This is a genomic window from Sphingobacterium zeae, assembly GCF_030818895.1.
Taxonomy (GTDB): Bacteria; Bacteroidota; Bacteroidia; order Sphingobacteriales; family Sphingobacteriaceae; genus Sphingobacterium; species Sphingobacterium zeae.
This window is the reverse complement of sequence record NZ_JAUTBA010000001.1, coordinates 4,583,532-4,602,825: the sequence shown is the minus strand read 5'-3', so window position 1 is coordinate 4,602,825 and position 19,294 is coordinate 4,583,532. Positions and strand designations below refer to the sequence as shown.

Annotated in this window: 11 protein-coding genes; 10 read left to right on the top strand and 1 reads right to left on the bottom strand. The window is 40.9% G+C overall.

Annotation, left to right across the window (positions count from 1 at the left end; all coding sequences use genetic code 11):
- Window positions 1-35: 35 nt before the first annotated feature.
- From QE382_RS19330 to QE382_RS19305, 6 genes are all read left to right on the top strand, one after another.
- Window positions 36-4,100 (top strand): hybrid sensor histidine kinase/response regulator transcription factor, encoded by a 4,065-nt coding sequence (locus QE382_RS19330; RefSeq protein ID WP_307187356.1) that lies wholly within the window; start codon window positions 36-38, stop codon window positions 4,098-4,100.
- 19 nt (window positions 4,101-4,119) lie between these two features.
- Window positions 4,120-5,349, top strand: a complete 1,230-nt coding sequence (locus tag QE382_RS19325) for a glycoside hydrolase family protein (protein ID WP_307187355.1) — start codon at window positions 4,120-4,122, stop codon at window positions 5,347-5,349.
- Window positions 5,350-5,737: 388 nt separating this feature from the next.
- Window positions 5,738-8,734 (top strand): SusC/RagA family TonB-linked outer membrane protein, encoded by a 2,997-nt coding sequence (locus QE382_RS19320; protein ID WP_307187354.1) that lies wholly within the window; start codon window positions 5,738-5,740, stop codon window positions 8,732-8,734.
- Window positions 8,735-8,745: 11 nt separating this feature from the next.
- Window positions 8,746-10,392 (top strand): RagB/SusD family nutrient uptake outer membrane protein, encoded by a 1,647-nt coding sequence (locus QE382_RS19315; protein ID WP_307187353.1) that lies wholly within the window; start codon window positions 8,746-8,748, stop codon window positions 10,390-10,392.
- Window positions 10,393-10,512: 120 nt separating this feature from the next.
- A complete protein-coding gene (locus QE382_RS19310) occupies window positions 10,513-11,727 on the top strand; it encodes a SusE domain-containing protein (protein WP_307187352.1) in 1,215 nt (404 codons plus the stop codon).
- A gap of 43 nt (window positions 11,728-11,770) precedes the next feature.
- Complete coding sequence (locus QE382_RS19305) at window positions 11,771-13,333, top strand: DUF4832 domain-containing protein (protein ID WP_307187351.1); 1,563 nt, start codon at window positions 11,771-11,773, stop codon at window positions 13,331-13,333.
- A gap of 186 nt (window positions 13,334-13,519) precedes the next feature.
- On the opposite strand, the gene QE382_RS19300 is transcribed toward QE382_RS19305, so the two are convergent.
- Complete coding sequence (locus tag QE382_RS19300) at window positions 13,520-13,852, bottom strand: hypothetical protein (protein WP_294185804.1); 333 nt, start codon at window positions 13,850-13,852, stop codon at window positions 13,520-13,522.
- A gap of 426 nt (window positions 13,853-14,278) precedes the next feature.
- Between QE382_RS19300 and sbnA the strand changes: the two genes are divergently transcribed.
- The 4 genes from sbnA (at window position 14,279) to QE382_RS19280 (ending at window position 19,286) form a co-directional block, all read left to right on the top strand.
- Window positions 14,279-15,259 (top strand): 2,3-diaminopropionate biosynthesis protein SbnA, encoded by a 981-nt coding sequence (sbnA, locus tag QE382_RS19295; protein ID WP_307187350.1) that lies wholly within the window; start codon window positions 14,279-14,281, stop codon window positions 15,257-15,259.
- Window positions 15,256-17,001, top strand: a complete 1,746-nt coding sequence (locus QE382_RS19290) for an FAD/NAD(P)-binding protein (protein WP_307187349.1) — start codon at window positions 15,256-15,258, stop codon at window positions 16,999-17,001. The genes sbnA and QE382_RS19290 overlap by 4 nt, the downstream gene beginning before the upstream one ends.
- Window positions 17,002-17,010: 9 nt before the next feature.
- Window positions 17,011-18,387: an alanine racemase gene (locus QE382_RS19285; protein ID WP_307187348.1), complete on the top strand. Its 1,377-nt coding sequence runs from the start codon at window positions 17,011-17,013 to the stop codon at window positions 18,385-18,387.
- A gap of 392 nt (window positions 18,388-18,779) precedes the next feature.
- On the top strand, window positions 18,780-19,286 hold the full coding sequence (locus QE382_RS19280; RefSeq protein ID WP_307187347.1) for a hypothetical protein: 507 nt from the start codon (window positions 18,780-18,782) through the stop codon (window positions 19,284-19,286).
- Window positions 19,287-19,294 lie beyond the last annotated feature (8 nt).

The window sequence follows — 19,294 nt, the reverse complement described above, 5'->3', positions numbered from 1 at the left end:
GATTAAACTGTAAGCAGCTTTAGAAACATCTGTAAATGAATAAATACAGTCTAATAATTTGTTTTTTTATTTTCTGGGGACAATGTGTTCTCGGTATTGATCTTTCGAGATACCGGTTTCACCTCATGCCCGAAACTTCGTATTATGGCGGTATACAAAGCATTGCCAAAGACAGTTTAGGACGTATGTGGTATACCGGACCCGATGCACTTTTTATGTATGATGGCAATAGCTTTTATCAGTTAAACGATATCGTTTCGGCGATGAAGCCAAAGCAGAAATGGGGCTATGGTTCTTTAATTTGCGATAGAAAAGGAAATCTATTTTTAGCGTCGGGGCAGGGTTTGTTAAAATTTAATTACGAACGGTTTTCATTTCATATCGTTGTCCCCGGAGTAATTCGTTCAGTTTGTGTACATCATGATGGTCAAGTTTACGTGCTCTCGGAAAATAGTTTACTCCGCTATAATCCACAAAATGAACGCATAGAAAGTTTTTTGTTGCCCAAAAACAAGTCTTTTCAAAATATATTGAGTGTCAAAGACCAGGTATTTTTAACGCAAGATGCAATCTTACATACCGTAGAAATGTCTAAAAAGCGCCTTGTTCAGTTTGCGGATTTTAGCAATACAGCAAATCAGGTAAACGATGTAGTTGAATACCGTGGGCTATATTACTTTTTAACACCGCGGGGAGGAATACATGTCACAGATTTGACAGGTAATTTAAAGCAGAAAATTCCGGTAGCCGTTGCTGGAAATTCATTCGTTTTAACGAAAAAAATGTACTTAGACCAAACTGGGGTGATCTGGGTGGCTACCCAGGGTGGATTATTCCTTTATGATCCCGCCAATGAAGGTAGCAGCACCTTGCGGATGAACCTGAACGATATTTATTCATTGCCCAATAACTCCATTTGGACAATCTATCCCGATCCGGATCAGGGTGTTTGGATAGGTACTTACGGCGGTAAAATCGCCTATTGCTCGCTTTACGATTCGAGAGTACGTTACTTTAAACCGAGCCCTGGCGGTCTGAATCATCCCATTGTCAGTAGTTTTCAGGAAGATCATCTTGGAAATATATGGATCGGTACAGAAGGGGGGAGCCTAAATTACTGGGATAGGAAAAAAGATCAGTTTATCCATCCCGAAAAGTCGCAGGATAGGGGGCCAAGTCCCAATATGATTAAGCGGCTTAAGTTTGACGAAGCAAGCAAGAGCCTGTTAATTTCTGCCTATAATGGTGGAATTGGAAGTTATGATGTAAACAATCAGCGTTTCAGTAGTTTCGATTTCCGCTCTCCGGAAAGCCAGCAACTGCTGACGGTGTATGATTTTGCAAACGATCAGGAAGGTAACTGGTGGATGACAGATCCCGACAAATCATTTTTATATCGCAAGAACCGGCAAGGTCCGATAGAAATGGTTAGAATCAAGGATTCCAAAGGCAATAAGTTGAATCTAGAAATAGAAGCATTATATGTGAATAATCAAAACCAGCTCTGTTTAATTAGCCATCAGGGATTTTTTGTCGTAAATACCCATACGCTAACCGTTTTAAAGCACTATATGGTCAAGGATGCTTCCTATTCTGTAAATAATCTGTGCAGTTATGCCGTGGCTTCGAATGGCGATGTATGGCTAGGGACCTTAGGGAAAGGTGTAAACGTGCTCAAAAGAGACGGAACGTATATCAATTATAGTGCAAGTAATGGTTTTCCGGCAAAAATGGTATTCGGTATTTTAGAAGATGCTTTTACGAAAAATGTGTGGTTAAGTACCAGTGATGGTCTTTTTTTCTTCGATTTGAAATCCAGGAAATTTGAAAAAGCGAGATTCTACCAGGAAGATAATATCGGTTCATTTTATATACATGCTGCTTACAAAACTTCTAAAGGCGAAATGCTGTTTGGCGGCACCAATGGCTTTTTACTTTTTGATCCTACGTACCTTAATAAAAATCCGCAAAAACCAAAAGTTTTCTTTACAGGATTTCTGGTGAACAATACCTTGGTGAAACCTGATGACGGATCGTCGATTTTGTCCAAAGACATTGGAAGCCTGTCCAACCAAAAGGGAGATAAGATAAGGCTTTCTAGTAATCAGTCTAATGTCGAAATTAAGTTTTCGGCGAATAGCTATCTATTTGCCGAAAAGAATCAGTTTGCTTATCGGATGTTAGGGCTTGGCGAAGATTGGCAAATTAGTCATCCCAACCAAAAATCTGTACAGTTTCTCAACCTCCCGGGCGGAGATTATACCTTCGAAATCAAGTCTTCCAACAATGATGGGCTATGGGGGGATCAAATATCACGATTATACATCCACGTCGATCCCCCATTTTTCTTGTCCTGGTGGGCCTATTGTTTCTATGCAGCTTTTGCATTTGCATTGCTGTTTTTTATTATGCGATATTATAGTGATAAAAGAGTTTTTAAGGAGCGGTTGGCACTTGAGCGTTTAAGAGAACACAATATGCAAGAGCTGAATCAGGCACGTATCGACTTTTTTACCAATATTTCGCACGATCTAAAAACACCACTAACCTTGGTATTACAGCCGCTTAAGCAACTCAAAGAGACTATTGTGGCCAATGATACTGCTTTGGTTTACATGGATTTAATAGAGCGGAATGTCACCAGAATACAACGCATGATTAGCCAATTGCTGCGTTTTCGGGAAATTGAGAGCCAAAAAATTACGCTCAATCCGCAGGTTGGTGATTTTATCAATTTTGTAAGGGATATATTTAGCCTATTTGAGCTCTACGCCAATAAAAAAGGCGTTGAAACCCATATCTCCGCGTACAAGGACAATTTATATGTTGCCTTTGATTATGATGTTATCGAAAAAATATTGACTAATCTGTTCTCAAATGCCCTAAAATATACACCCGATAATGGTTATGTGGGCGTACGTATCTATAACGCCACGCCCGAAGAAAAAGAACGGTTTTCTTCCTTAGATCCGACAGAAATCGAATACATTTCCATTGAAGTTATAAATACCGGCGATTGTTTTTCGGAAGAACAGATAGCGACGCTTTACACTTCTTTCAATCGCCTATCTTCTCATCGGCCAACTTTTGAAGAAAGTTCAGGACTTGGACTTGCCATAGTGAAAGAACTGGTAGAGGTGCTTGAGGGTAAAATATGGATGGTCAATAAGACCGATAAAATTTCATTTACCATTTCCCTACCTTTAAGAAAACAGGCCAGGGCAGGCGACATGCAACCTAACGTATACGATTACACCGTTTCTGAAATTGACGATATTATCACACAGGATATTGCAACGCCCGAAACAGGGGCTATCTCCATAAAAAAAACAGATAATATCCTGCTCATTGAAGATGACCAACAACTCCGGGGTTATTTGGAACAACGTCTGGCTGAAAAATATAATGTATATGCGGCAAGTGACGGAGAAGAGGGGTTAATAAAAGCTGAAAAAATCTATCCGCAGCTCATTATTACCGATCTAATCATGCCTAATCGGAGCGGTCTGGATGTTTGTCGTAGCCTAAGGCAAAACTTCAAGACTAGCCATATTCCCATTATTATGATTTCGGGTACCGGAGATGACAATCAGAATAAAATAAAAGCATTGGAATTTGGTGCAAATGTATTTATTGATAAACCTTTTCATATTGACTATCTGTTGCAACAAACAGAAACCATTTTAAGAAACCAGCAGGAATTAAAAGAAAAATACAGCAAACATTTTCAAGTGGATCCGTCCAATGTTACCGTCACCTCGATGGACGAGGAGCTATTAGTTAAGGCCATTCAGGTCATTGAAGAAAACATTGCTAACGCCAGTTATTCCGTAGAGGACTTTGTGGCCGACATGAACGTGGGCAGAACCATTCTATATCAAAAGATAAACGATATTGTGGGCATGTCGATCAAAGAGTTTATTCTGAATATGCGCTTGAAAAGAAGCGCTTATCTGTTGGAGAAATCAGATTTGACCATTGCGGAAGTTGCTTATCAGACCGGGTTTAACAATGCCAAATACTTTAGTGTCTGTTTTAAAAAACAGTTTGAACTGAGCCCTTCAGACTTTAAGAAGAAAGTTTCCAGCGGGAATAAATAAAAAACAACCAATTCTAACGATGATGAAAATAATAATTTTTAGAAGAGTTCTTCTCTTGAGCTATTTTATTTGCTTATGTAATGTGTTGCAGTTGACAGCAGCTCTCAACCAAGCGGTAGATGAAATCTATATCAGCCCTAATAATTATAAAACTGGAACGCAGTCTGAGCGAATACAGAGGGCTATAAATGCGGCAAAAAATAGTACCGGAAAAGTAGTCATACCGAAGTATGACGCCATAGCTAAAAAAAGTATTTGGCTCATTGATCAGGCCATTTTACTTCCTGGTGATTTTGAACTTGAATTGAATAACTGTACCATTAAGCTTTCTGATAAATGTCGGGATAATTTTATTCGTTCTGCGAATGCAGGACTGGGAATCAATACTATATCTCCATTAAAAAACATCAAGATCATTGGAAAAGGTAATGTCCTTCTAGAAGGAGCTGATCATCCAAGAGCTACCGGCGATCATAATAAAACACTATCGCTAAATCCCAGCAGATTTGACCAATCTTACGGCACTGATGCTGGCAAACCCGGAATGAATCAAAAGGGTGGTTGGCGTAATCACGCCATTATATTGGCTTATACCGATGTTTTTGAGGTTAGTGGCATTACATTGAAAGATTATCATGGGCATGGATTGGTACTAGAGCGCTGTACAAATGGTAAGGTAAGCGATATTACTTTTAACGTAAGGCAAGCCGTGAATGTGGATGGAACTGACCAACAGATCTTAAACCAAGATGGGATGGGCATACGTTTTGGCTGTAAAAATATTCTTATTGCAAATTGTAGAGGAAGAAGTGGAGACGATTTTATTAACATCGGTTTGACAGATACTGGAGTGGGAGCTGGAGAAGAAAATGTCAATGTGGTCAGTGGTTCGATATACAGGGGTGAAATCGACAATATTTCGACTATTTATCTCCAGAATTGGCAGGACTTTTATTCAATTTCACACCGTTCTATTCGGATTATGCCTGTAGGTAAACTCCGGATAAGCAATGTTTTTATTGACAATATGGTCATCAGTCCCTTGGCAAAGCAAGGCCTAGTCGTTGAGTATGCCGAGCATGTGAAAGGTTTGTTTGTGCGGAATGTCATCAGTCATCAACCTATAAAAGCCAGCGGTATTTCCCAGGCCAGTTTCAGAGACATCCTGTATAAAGGGCAGGGTGAAGCTATTGATGTGCAACGAAGTGATACGGTAGTTCTAGATCATGTAATGGCAATAAAAAATTAGTAATGCAATTGCTCGCAATCTTATTTGTTTAAGGCAAAAACACCTGTTTTTGCCTTTTGTACAAAATCAAACCATTTTCGTACAAAAACGAACCCTATGAATTGGTGATCAGTATAGTTTTGTCTTAACCAATTTTAAAAAGGAAAATATGTGTATGAAAATTATTCCCGACCACGTGATCAGGCTCGCGCAGGGTAATCCCAACTTTACAAAAACCAATGACATTACTTTTTGGAATATTGTATTTCGTCAATAGGTCGGAAATCGAAGCGTTGCGGAAGTTAAATTAGTCCAAGCCTATTGAAGCATAATTATTTCAAATATATGTTCTCTACGAGAAAGGGACAGTAAAGAACACAAGTAATTTTAAACTAACCATTATAAATCAATGATACAAAAGATACATATCTGGCTCAGGAGCTGGATAATGAGTGCTACCCTATTGGCGGTGGCATCCAATTACGCTTATTCGCAAGCAGCAGATCAAATGCAAGTCAAGGGTCAGGTGACTAACGATGCGGGAGAAGCACTTAAAGGTGTTTCGGTCATGATTAAGGGAGCGAGAAATGGTGTACAGACCGATTCAAATGGAAATTTTACTATCCAAGCGGCTCCCACGGCTACGCTACTATTTACCTATATTGGTTTCAATAGCCAGGAAATAAAAGTCAATCCATCAGGAGTCATCCATGTGAAAATGTCTGGAACGAATGTTTTGGATCAGGTCGTTGTGGTCGGTTATGGTACAGCCAAGAAAAAAGATCTAACAGGAGGCTTGGCTGTCGTCGGAAAAGAGCAGCTAGGTATGGTATCGACCTCCAATCTGATGGATCGCTTGGTGGGACAGGTGGCCGGTTTCTCCATTACCACCGGTGAAGCTGCGCCAGGGGCATCGCAAAGCTTGTTGATAAGGGGCGAAAATTCAATATCGGCCAATAATAGTCCACTCATTATCTTGGATGGTATTCCCTACAGCGGATCCTTGGCAGATATTGATCCCAATAACGTTGAAAACCTTTCTATCCTAAAAGATGCTTCCGCATCGGCTATTTACGGTTCTCGAGCAGCAAATGGTGTTATTTTAATACAAACCAAAAGGGGAGCGCTAGGTAGAGCGCAAGTAAACTATAAAGGTTTGATCGGCATGGCCGAGCCTATGCAGCGTATCAATGTCATGGGACCAAATGAATATATCCACTTCCAACAAGATATTGCCCGAATTAGGCAAGGCTATACTGGAGCGCTATTAGATCCTATCGCCGGGGATATTATTAGCGTAACAGAGCGCGGCAATTATGCGAAAGGCATTACCAATAATTGGCAAGATTACGTCTTTCGGAAAGCTTTGACCATGGATCATCAATTGAGCATTTCCGGGGGTACTGAAAACACAAAATATATGGCTGCCCTTGCAGCTTTAGATCAAGAAGGTGTAGTGTATAATTCCAAGTTGTCACGTTTAAATATAACCACAAATGTGGATCAGACCTTTAATAAATGGCTAACAACTGGTATAGGGTTGCAATATACCCGAAAAAGTGACGGTGGCATTACACCAAATTTGGAGCATGCCATTAAGCAAAGTCCTTATGGTAGTTATAAGGACGAATCTGGTAAGTATGTTCCTGAACCTATGGAGTACTCATTGATCGTCAATCCGATGCGTAACGTCAATGCGATTCAGGATAGATATAATAACAATTTCTTTCTTTCGGGATATGCCAATATTTTGTTGCCTATAGAAGGTCTTTCCTTACGATCAAATTTTGGCTATAATTATCGGAATGGATTTACAGGAACTTATTACGGGCGCAACACCTTTGAAGGCAGGGATCAGGGTACACAAGCCGGAGGAAGCGCTTCCATTAACAATTCTAATTATAACGATTATACCTGGGAGAACTTGCTTAAATATGAGCGGCAGATCGGCGATCATCGTTTTGATGTAACCGGTTTATTCAGTATGCAAAAAACAAAAAGCTGGTCGACGGGACAAAGCGGAGCTGGTTTTGTAACCGATGACACCGAATACTTTATGATCGGTTCGGCCAGCCGTCTTGTTTCCAACAGTGCTTCGTTGTCAGAATCAGCTATGCTGTCGTATATGGGCAGGATAAATTATGCCTACAAAGGTAAATATCTATTAACCTTGACCGGACGTACAGACGGAGCCTCGGTATTTGGTATCAACAATAAATACGCATTCTTCCCTGTGGCGGCGGCAGCATGGCAAATTGGAGAAGAGCGTTTTCTGAAAGATAACGTCAGATGGCTGGACATGCTGAAGATCCGTCTTTCTTACGGGGCCAACGGTAACCAGGCGATTACACCCTATCGCACCTTAGACCGCCTATATTCCAATGTAAAATATATCTGGGGCGATGATGGCACTGCGGTGACTACAGCATATTTGGCTGGTGATGGTGTGGGGAACCCTAATCTGAAATGGGAAACGACCTATTCGACAAATCTTGGGCTGGACTTTCAACTGTTTAACAACAGGTTTGGCGGAACTATTGATGCCTATCTTTCTAAAACGAAAGATCTGTTGATGACCCGTACCGTACCTATTATGAATGGGTACAATCGAATTTGGGACAATATTGGTGCAACTCAAAATAAAGGGATTGAGGTCACTTTAAATTCGGCGAATGTTAAAGGCGAAAATTTCCAATGGAATACGACTGCTGTATTTTCTCTAAATCGTGACAAAATCGTCGAGTTAAGGGGGGATGGCATAGATGATATTGCTAATAATTGGTTTATTGGTCAACCCTTGCGAGTATTCTACGATTATAAAATGATCGGTGTATGGCAAAATGGAGAAACCATTACTGTTGACGGGGCAGCTCCTGGGGCCGCCAAGCTGTATGATCGCGATGGTAACGGCAAGATAGAGACCAGTGACAGAGTGGTTATCGGATCTAAAAATCCACGTTACACAGCTTCTTTGGCCAACCGATTCTCGTACAAAAATTTTTATGCATCTGCTTTAATTACTGGTGTTTTTGGTGTTTGGCGCGACGATCACATGGCCAATCTTGGGGCCTGGACTTTCGGAATTACTAACTATGTACACGATGCAAATTATTGGACACCGGAGAATTCTAATGCAACGATTGTTTCACCGGGCTATCTCAATCCATTGGGGCACGGGTACTATAAAAAGGTGAGCTATGTGCAGGTGAAAAATATCACCTTCGGCTATAAATTACCGCAAAAAATTGCTAAAAAGGTGGGTGTAAATGGTATTGATATAAACGCCAGCATCAACAATCTGAATACGATTTCTAATATCAGAGAGGTGCTCAATTATGACAATAGCTGGATGGCCTCTTATCCAACGGCACGCTCTTATATGTTTGGCTTAAATATAAATTTCTAATCGAATAGGACATGAAAATAAAAAATATTATCACAACAAGTTTAGGGCTTATCATAGTGTTCACCTTAGGAGGCTGTACGAAGTTTCTGGAAGAAGAGCTCAAAACTGAACTGGCACCATCCAATACGTATACCAGTACCTACGGTTTCGAAGTGGGAAGTGCTGGTTTATACGCACTCACGCGTTCAGAATACAATACCTATGGTGAAGGTGGGGCGTTTATTCACAATGGCGCCTGTCCATACGAAGCCTTACAAGTATCAACAGATATCGCCGACGCAATTAATAGTGATGGTTCTTTGATGGCTTTTGCTAACCTCACACTTACCGCGTCAGAGCGGTTTGTGGGCACTTACTGGAATTGGGCATATAATCTTATTTCTTCTGCAAACTTGATGCTGGTTTATTCCGAAAAAAACACCAATTGGGATACGCCGGAAGATAAAGCACGTTTCCAAGCCGAAGCTCGCTTCTTTCGGGCTTATGCTTATCGTACCTTGGTTTACCTTTATGGTGATGTACCCTATGTAGAAACCATTCTGTATGACTTTCAGCTTAATTTTACCCGTACACCCAAAGCCGAAGTGATCGGGCACATGGTAGACGACCTAAAGTTTGCGGTGGATAATCTGCCCACGAATCCGGACGGTGTTAAAGAAGGTAAGCTGACCAAATGGGCCGCAAGCCATTTGTTAAGCGAAATATATCTGTTACAGGGCAATCATGCCGAAGCGGAAAAGGCAGCGTTGGCCGTTATCAATAGTGGTTATTATAACCTTATGAAAAGTAGATATGGGGTGAATAGCGGTAAACCGGGTGATGTATTCAGCGATTTATTTTTGGAAAATAATCAAAATAGAAAAAGTGGTAATAAAGAAAGTATCTGGGTATTGCAATTTCAATTTAATACAATCGGTGGCGGAACCAACTCAGATGACTGGACCCGTAGGGCTTGGATACCAAATTACTCGACCATTACAGGATTTGTTTTAGCAGATACCTTGGGCGGTCGTGGTATCGCACAACTGGTTCCGATGAAATGGTGGGTTGGTACCACGGGTACTAATGCGACAGGCAACGTGGCCGGTATTTTTGAAGCAAATGATATCCGCAATTCAGGCCATAATATAAAACGCAACTGGTATTATAACAACGCAAACGAGACCTCACTTTATGGCAAAAAGGCCAATATTACTGAGCAAACTTGGTTTACGACAAAAAGCTTATTTCCGGCAATTACAAAATTCTTTTATGGACGGCCAGAAAATCTAAGTCTATCGGGTAGTTATAAAGACCGTATGAAATTTCGTTTGGCTGAAACCTATCTGTTGCTTGCCGAATCCTATTTGGGGCAAAATATGCCTGATAAAGCTGCCCAAGCTGTTAATGAGGTCCGGAAAAGGGCGGGAGCATCTGAAATTACGGGCGCTGAGATGAATATGGATTTCCTACTCGATGAGCGTATTCGTGAATTAGTCGGGGAAGAAAGCAGACGGTTTACTTTGGTGCGTACCAATAGCCTAGTGGAGCGTGTTAAAAAATATAATAATGCGATAAAGGATAAAATAACGGATAACAATATCCTGTGGCCAATTCCGCAGGTGATTAGGGATGCTAATACAGGAGCGCCATTCCCTCAGAACCCGGGTTATAATTAATGTTTATGGGAGGCTGTCCGAATCCTAATCGTATTTTCGGTAGCTTTCCATCTGACGAAAAAAGTATTTGCGCGAGTTAAGCGCATGATTCTATCCGAATGTTAGCAAAAATATAAATCAATGAAAATTATCAATTATTTATACAAAACCTTATTTCTCTTATGCATGGTGCTTTGCCAGTTATCCTGCAAACAGGAAATACAGGATATACCCAAAGTCAATGAGACAATGGAACTTCAGCCTTCTGCTGAGATTATTACGCTTGACGAGGTCAATTTGACCAAAGATATTGTCGCATTCAATTGGAAACCCGCAAGAGCGCAGTCAGATGATCATTTGGTCAGCTACAGCACTATGTTGGATGTGGTGGGAAACAATTTCGGTACGGGTACGGCCATATTTAACTATGAAGACGACAATGTATTTAGCAGAAGCTTTACTTCCGAACAATTGCAAAATTGGGCCAATGAAAAGTGGGGTATACCAACAAACAAGAGCTTTACGCTGGAGTTTAGGGTAGTTGCTCAATGGGAGGGCGGCGGTACTTTTGAAGCACCTGAGGTGAGGACGGCAAGAATTACAGTAAATCCAATCAAGACGGTTGTTTTTGATGCCGATAAAGTGTTCTTGAGCGGTAGCGCCGTTGGCGGAACTAAGGTGGAGCTGCCAAAAACATTGGAAAATTTAGATCAATATGCTTATGTATTGAATTTGCAGCCGGGCGAACTTGAAATTCCGGTCGAATTTAATGGAGAGACGAATTATGTGGTTACTGCCGATGGGAGCGCAGCAATAAACGATGGTGATGCGGTCGGGATAAAGATGAGAGAAACAGTATTCTCCTGGAAAATAGAAACTGCTGGTGAGTACCGTGTCGTGGTCAATATGCAGAAAGCTACCGCTACGATCTATTCGCCGGCGAAAGCACTTTCCGCAAAAACGGTGATATGGACAGGAGATCAACCTTATACGACCACCGTGACGGATTTATGGATGCATGGGAGTATTAATGGTTGGGGAACGCCTGTTAAAATGAATTGTCAGGTAAGTTTGGCCGATCCGCAAATTTTGGTCTATACTGGTGGTAAAGTTGGTACTACTAAGTTTATTGTGACCGGAGATAACAACAACAACAAAAATCTGGCTTACGCATTTAGTGCTCCGCCTACGTCCGACGGCGTCGCGCAAACTTTGTCTCTCACTTTGGGAAAAGTAACCGAAATGGGAGGGGGTACGGTAAAGGGTAATCGCGATTCATATTTCACCATTCCCGCCACCACAAATGTGTTGATCCTAGATTTAAGAAATATGACTATTGTGGCACTAAAACGATAAGAGATCCGGTAAAAAATACAAGTTAACCTCAACATTTCTAAAAGTGAAAAATATAACCTATAAAAAAGCCTATCTCAAAGCATGTATTGCTATGCTTTGCTTTCTAGCATTTTCATGCAAGAAAAATGATCCTGATATCGAAAAGGATATATACGGAACCTTGGTGAAACCCAGTTACAACAGAAGCTCTATGTTTCGTAATCCCTTAAACGGTTGGGTGATGTACGCTTCGGCTTCGGGAAACCCTTCTTATTGGGATACTCAATTTTATGTGCCTGATTTGGGTAAAACGGTCAAAGCGATTGATTATGCATCTGCCTGTTATATCCGTACCAGCTGGCGAACCTTTAATCCTGCAGATGGCGTGTATGCCTGGAGAGATCCTAGCACAGCAATCTACAAAATGATCAAAGGAGCACAAGATAAAGGATTACCCATCGCGTTTCGTATCGTTGTCGACGGTCGCGACCAAGGTGCAAATACGCCGCAGTTTGTTTTCGATGCAGGCGCTAAGTATTATTTGGCTAATCCTTCTTTTCCCGATAGAAAAACACCAGTACTGCAAGATCCTATTTTTAGGAAATATTATAGCAAGGTGATTGAAGAACTAGCGAAGGATTTTAACGATTTAAATAAAACCTCTTTTGTCGATGCCTATGGACTCGGTTTGTGGGGGGAAGGGCATAGTGTAATTTATGAAGATCCTAATAAGCCATCTGGTCAAAATATTGAAGTCATTAAAGAAGAAGTTGTTGACTGGATATCTGATGTGTATTCCAAGAATTTTACAAAAGTACCCTTACTGATTAATTATCATCGTCTGGTTGGTGACCCGTCGGGTAGTGGAGCTGCGAACCCCAATTCGGAGAAGTTATTGAATAAAATGATCAATAAAGGCTACAGTCTGCGTCAAGATGCCTTTGGAATGACCGACTATTACCAAAGCTGGGAGAAGAATTTTGCTAAGGTGTGGAATTTTAAACGTCCCGTTATTATGGAGGGCGGTTGGATAACCACAGGTACCCACCGTTATTGGACTGATCCCAGCGGTAAATATAGGCAAGACCATCCCGAAGATGTTCGGCAGGGCGAATTTGACAGTTCCTTGGAAGCTGCGGTAAACATGATGGATTTCCGGATCGGTGAAATTGAAAGCTGGTTCACCAAATCTTTTACCTTATGCCAGCGTTTTATTTCTGAAGGTGGCTATCGTTTATATCCTGATCGTGTTTACTTACCGGAGAAAGTCAATTCGGGGGCAGAAATGACAATTAACCACCGCTGGCGAAATATGGGCTGGGGATATTTCCCTAATAATATTCCCCAGTGGAATTATAAATATAAAGTAGCTTTTGCACTCCTGGATGAAGAAAACAGGGTGAAAAAAGTTTTTGTAGATGATCAAGGAGAACCTTCGACCTGGCTTAAAAATAACCCGATGACCTACGAATTGAAAGCTATTGTTGATCTTCCAACGGGCAACTATACCTGGGCTGTCGCTATCGTAGATACCACAAATGATAATCAGCCTGGGATACGGCTTGCGGTGAACGGTGATATGACCAGCACTGGATGGTTAAAGCTATTGGGAGTACAGATACTGTAATAGTTTGCATGAAGGTTAGTATGCAAAATTATTGTATGCTTTTAATTTAAAAGGGGCTGTCCTGATGGGATGCCCCTTTCTGATGTAATTTTTTATTTACATTGCCGGGGCACACCCCAGTTGACATCCCATTACGGATTCTAAGGTTAGATAAAATCTTATAATCCGAACGAAATAATTCTCAGACTATAGTTCGCCATTGGCTAGCATATGCCTATACATCGTTTTGCAATTTCCGAAGAATCCTGAACATGAGTTTTCTACATACGTTTCTGAAGTATGCGTAGCTACCACTTCGCCACTACTATTGTATACGTTTAATACGTAGACACATCTAATCAACCTTGAATTGTCTTCTTTTGTTTTGGCGGTGGTTTTAGCATCTACATTGGTTTTGGCTGCCCTGTAAGCAGTTGTTTTTACGTTGACATTTTCTTTGGGTGCTTTTGCATCTGTGCTGGCGAAAGCTGCAGTTGATAGCGTAGCTACGGCTATCACACTCATCACTAACTTTTTCATTTTTTTAAGTTTTTTTTGTTACATAATGTATGCCTTTTGAGCATATTTTAATTCTCTCCTAATAAAAGTAAGAACAAGAAAGTTGCGTGAAGTGAACGATTAGTATTCGTTAGAGACGATCTATTATTCGCCATTCCTTATTCAATATTTAGTTATTCAGGAAGCAGAAAGCTCTTTGTAATAAGTACTGCTAGTTCGTAAGCAATCTTCCCCCCTATCTATACCATTTGCGAAGTTTTCCTAACCATTCCATTAAAGATGGGTGTATTGTATCGTGGATTTACGAACAGGTGTCAAATACCTGTCCCCTCCGTATAAACCTCCCTTTGCACAATATACTTACCTGTATATTGGTTTGCTAGCGCATGCGGCATTTTTTTTGGAGCGTATGGTCACCATTAAGGGTAAAACTGAAGATATAAAATTATGGGCTTACAAATAAGTGACGTAAAGGGAATAACTACCTTGGTACGGGGAATAGGAAATACGCAATTAACATCGCTATGTTCACTCAGCTCCATCTTGGGTATGCAAATCTATGCGAAGATGGAAATGGGTAATCCGAGTGGTAGTGTAAAAGATAGGTCGGCTACAAACATTTTAGTTGAAGCCATTCGAAAAGGTGATATCAATAACGAAACGACTATTATTGAATCTTCTTCTGGTAATATGGGTATTGCACTGGCGCGGCTCTGTAAGCTGCTTGGCCTCGATTCTTACATCGTTGTAGACCCCCATATTAACCAGCATGCGAGGAAACTTTTGAATGCTTTCGGCGCAAATATCGTCGAGGTAAATGAGAGAGATGAAAATCAGGGTTACCTCGGCAACCGTCTAAAAAAAGTCCAGGAGCTTTTGGACAAAGTTCCCAATAGTTATTGGACGAATCAGTATGGTAATCCAAATGTGCATATTGCGCATGAAGGTATATTTCATGAAGTAAGCAGTCAACTCAATACTGCTCCCGACTATATGCTGGTTGCCACGAGTACATGTGGTACGATCCGTGGCATTGCAGACGCGATTGAGAAAACAACCGCTTCCACCAAGTTGATTGCCGTTGACGCAGTGGGTAGCATTCTTTTTGAAAATAAGCCGAACGCTAGAAATATTCCGGGAATGGGAGCAAGCCATCCCTCTGCATTTTTGCAAAAACATCAGATCGATCATTATACATTAGTTTCAGATCTTGAAGCTGTAAAAGGTTGTCAATTATTGCGCGAACGCGAAGGTATGCTCATCGGTGGTTCTTCTGGAGCGCTAGTAGCCGCACTCCATAAATTAAAAAAACAGATCCCGAAAAACTCTTCAGTAGTGCTACTTTTCCCTGATAGTGGCGAGCGCTATCTCGATACCATATACAATGAGGAATGGGTACAGCAAACATTTAAAGAAGTATTGGTATGATTTGGAATACGCAACACATTAATCCACAACAAGACCTATATTCCTATTATCAAGAACGAGAGCAAAAAAAATTGCAGCCACACGGGGATAATACAATTGCCATTGTTGGGGGTGGGCCGAAGGGCTTGTATGGCCTCAATCATTTCGTTAACCGTGTGCGTATAGACCGAGCTACAAAATCCTATAAAGTGCTATGGTTCAACAACGATGAGCTATTTGGATGCGGCCCAAACTACAGCATACACCAACCTGATTACCTGTTAATTAATTACTGTATTGGCCATTTGAATGCTTTTCATGATAAGTATAGTCAGAAAGAAGATCAACAAAATTTTATGGAGTGGCTCAGTAAGGTGAAATGCATAGATACAGATGTCCAGCCAACTGACTTTGCTTCGAGAGCTTTGGTGGGCTATTATTTGCAGTGGGTAACTAAGGAGACGATGCGGCAGCTCCCCGCAAATGTCCAACTTCAGCTTATCGCAGAACCCGTTGTGGCAATAGCGGAACAGAATTCTAAGGCAAGGATTGAAACCAACACGGGTAGTTGGGATGTTGCAAGTATATTGCTCGCTACAGGACATTGTTACAATAACACGCCGCTAATCAATGAATCTGAGGTTCCAGCGGTAAGTTATATCAGAAGTCCGTATCCAGTGTCAAAATATGACGATATCGCTTCGGATTCCAAAGTAGGTATTACCGGCATGGGACTTACTTTCATCGACATTGCATTGGCCCTTACTGAAGGGAGGGGCGGCACCTTTGATAACGGAGAATATTGTCCTTCAGGAAAGGAACCATTGATCTATTCCTTTTCAAGAACTTCCCTGCCTATACTTTGTCGTGGTCCACAGTATCAAGAAAAACGTCCTCTACATTTATTGAACGCTTCGAAGTTTAAATTATGGATGCAACAGCCAACGAAAATTGATTTTGAGAAAGATGTCCTCCCAATAATCGAGCAGGAAATCCAACTCCGTTATTATGCTGTCCAATTCAACGAGAACGGCCTCGAACCTCTACAAAGTTTAATCAATGCGATTCCTTTACAACACCGTTTTACATTGCACAAGCTTTTAAAACCCAACTTAACGAGTGAAGAAGAAATATTGCGTTATATTGAGGAGAATATTGAGGAGGCGCAACGAGGTGAACAGAATAGCCCATTAATGGCGGCTGCTTCGGTCTGGTCTGAGATATGTCCATCTATTGCTGAATTATATTCTTCCGTAGGGTTTACCGGCAATTCGCAGCAGCAGTTGGATCAGTATTATTTCGGTGCTTTCAACCGCGTAAGCTATGGTCCACCAATTGCCAATATGGAAAAAATATTAGCCTTGGCAAGAGCGGGTATCATCCGTTTCGTGCCGTTAAAAAAGCCGACCATTCGATGGCAAGAAGTGGGGAGTGTTTTCGTCGTTTGTGACGAAAATGGGAAAGCTACATCTTTTAATACCTTAATCGATGCACGCATAGGCAGACCCTCCTTACATCAGCATAATGCTGCTTTATATGATACACTTTTGAGCCAGGGGCTAATTTGTCCCCATCAAAATGAAGCTTATTTTCCCGGTACTTTGTCCATGGACAAGCGCGGCAAGTGCAATACCTTAGCCAGGGTACCCATTTACTGCTATGGCGCGAATACCGAAGGCGTATTCTTCGACAACGACAGCTTGTCACGAACAAAAAACGATACCTCCTGTTATTGGGTAGACGATACAATCCGAACACTATAGAAATACAGCATGAACACAGCATTTTTTCCCTTAACACCCATTCTGCATCCTTGGGTAAATCATCTTACCAAAGAGCCGAAAGAACTTTTTGAACGAATTGAACAATACGGATCACCAGTCAATATACATCACTTTAAGCCTCTAAATGAAAATATACATGCTTACCAGACTGTACTAAATAAGTATAATGTCATTCACAAGATATTCTTCGCCCGTAAAGCAAATAAATGCCTGCAACTTGCTCAAGCCGTGGCGGATGCCGGCCAAGGTGTGGATACCGCAAGCTTTAGGGAACTGCAGCAATGCCTTGACGCAGGAATAGCCAGTGAGCAACTCGTGCTGACTGCTGCAGTCAAAAATCGACAGCTCTTTGAATTGGCATTAAAGCATAATGTCACCGTTGTACTGGATAACGAAGATGAGTTGGAATTAGCACAGGATGTTGCCGCAATGTTTGGAAAAACCTTGCTAATTAACATACGTGTAGGAGGATTTCATGTCAATGGCCAACGATTACCAACACGTTTTGGCTTTGCTATCGATAGCGTTGCAGAACGCATTGAAGGTTTGGCAGAAATCTATCCTCACCTCAAATACAACGGACTGCATTTTCATCTTAATGGCTATTCAATTGACGAACGTATCGCTGCCATTGAACAGTCAGTACAGGTGATTGATGCATTGTATGACTTAGGAATACACACGCGATCGCTCGATATTGGCGGAGGTATCCTGATGAATTATCTTAAATCGCACCAAGAATGGTTATCCTTTCATACAGCATTACGTGAAGCCGTACTCGGCAATCGACCTGAACTTACTTACCAGAATGATGCCTTAGGTATGGTCAAGATCGAGGATAAGCTTTATGGCGAACCTACTGTATATCCATATTTCAATGATATCCATAAGGAAAAATTATTAGAGCATATTCTTACAGCCCATTCCAACATCTATGGGCTCCCAATACACCGACTCTTTACAGATCGGAGGCTGGAATTACGCATGGAACCTGGCCGTTCATTGTTGGATCAAGTAGGTTGTACGTTGGCAAAGGTGGCCTTTCGCAAGAAAGATAGCGAGGGTCGTCTGCTTGTGGGGTTGGAAATGAACCGTACACAGTTGCGTAGTTCGAGTGCCGACTTTTTATTGGATCCTCTGCATCTACCCAAACAGCAAGTCGATGATTCAGATGAGCCCTGTTATGCATATCTTGTCGGGAGTTATTGTCTCGAACAAGAGTTGATTCTCAAACGACAAATTAAGCTGCAGAAATATCCGGAAATTGGAGATCTTATCCTTTTTCCCAACACAGCGGGGTACATGATGCACTTTTACGAATCGGAAGCACACCTCTTCGAACTTGCAAAGAATGTATTCATCTAGTCAACATTTAAAGATTTCTATCAAGTAACTAGATGTAGCCCCCGAGTTCCCTGGTAGTGTGGCTAAAGCCGCCTTACTGACATTAGCAATATTTTCTTATGGTAATTGAATTTTTAAAACAAATCACAAATGCTAGTTGTCGATTATTAAACGGTGGATTAGGCAGATAAAACTTTAGGTAAGTTTAAATGAGTGTATTGGAATCGGATATGCAGTATAACTTGTATACAAATCTTTTTGGACATGCGGGGCTACTAAAGCAAGTTTATGAACATTAAAGCAAAACAGGGAAAGAGTTTTTTACAGATGGCTTACTACGGCGAAGTCGAATCATTATTGGCATTATGCTGTCGGTAACGCTTATACTTCCGGTTGTTTTTTTCGTCGGAACAATGATGGAAACGATGTCTTATGGAAAAGCAATTTTGGGTGACGATCGTTATAATGCAAGGATAAGCGACAGCTATATCTATACATTGGTTCTTTTTGGCTTTGCCTTAATGATTGTTACTCCAGTCATTTTTTTTGTAAAAAAAATGATTAATAATTATCCGCAGTCAATTAATTCGCTGTCAGAAACAGATATGGAAAATCTGTTAAAGGTCAATAATATGGCTCCGTTTTATGAGAAATTTATGCCATCTTATATAATAAAAGAGGGTACTGTGTGCTTTTTTTATCTATTTCAGCATACTACTATTTTTTTTAAAGATATAGTCGCTATTAACGTAAAACATTCATATTACAAGGGATATACTGCTTCAGTATATATCCAAACGATAGCAAAGACTTATCGTTTTCGCCTAATCGGTAACGTTTTTATAGTGAAAAATCTAACCGATGAAGCCGTTAAAAGCAATCCCGAGATAATTTTAAATAAAGATTGGAATATAGCATAATAGCGTGG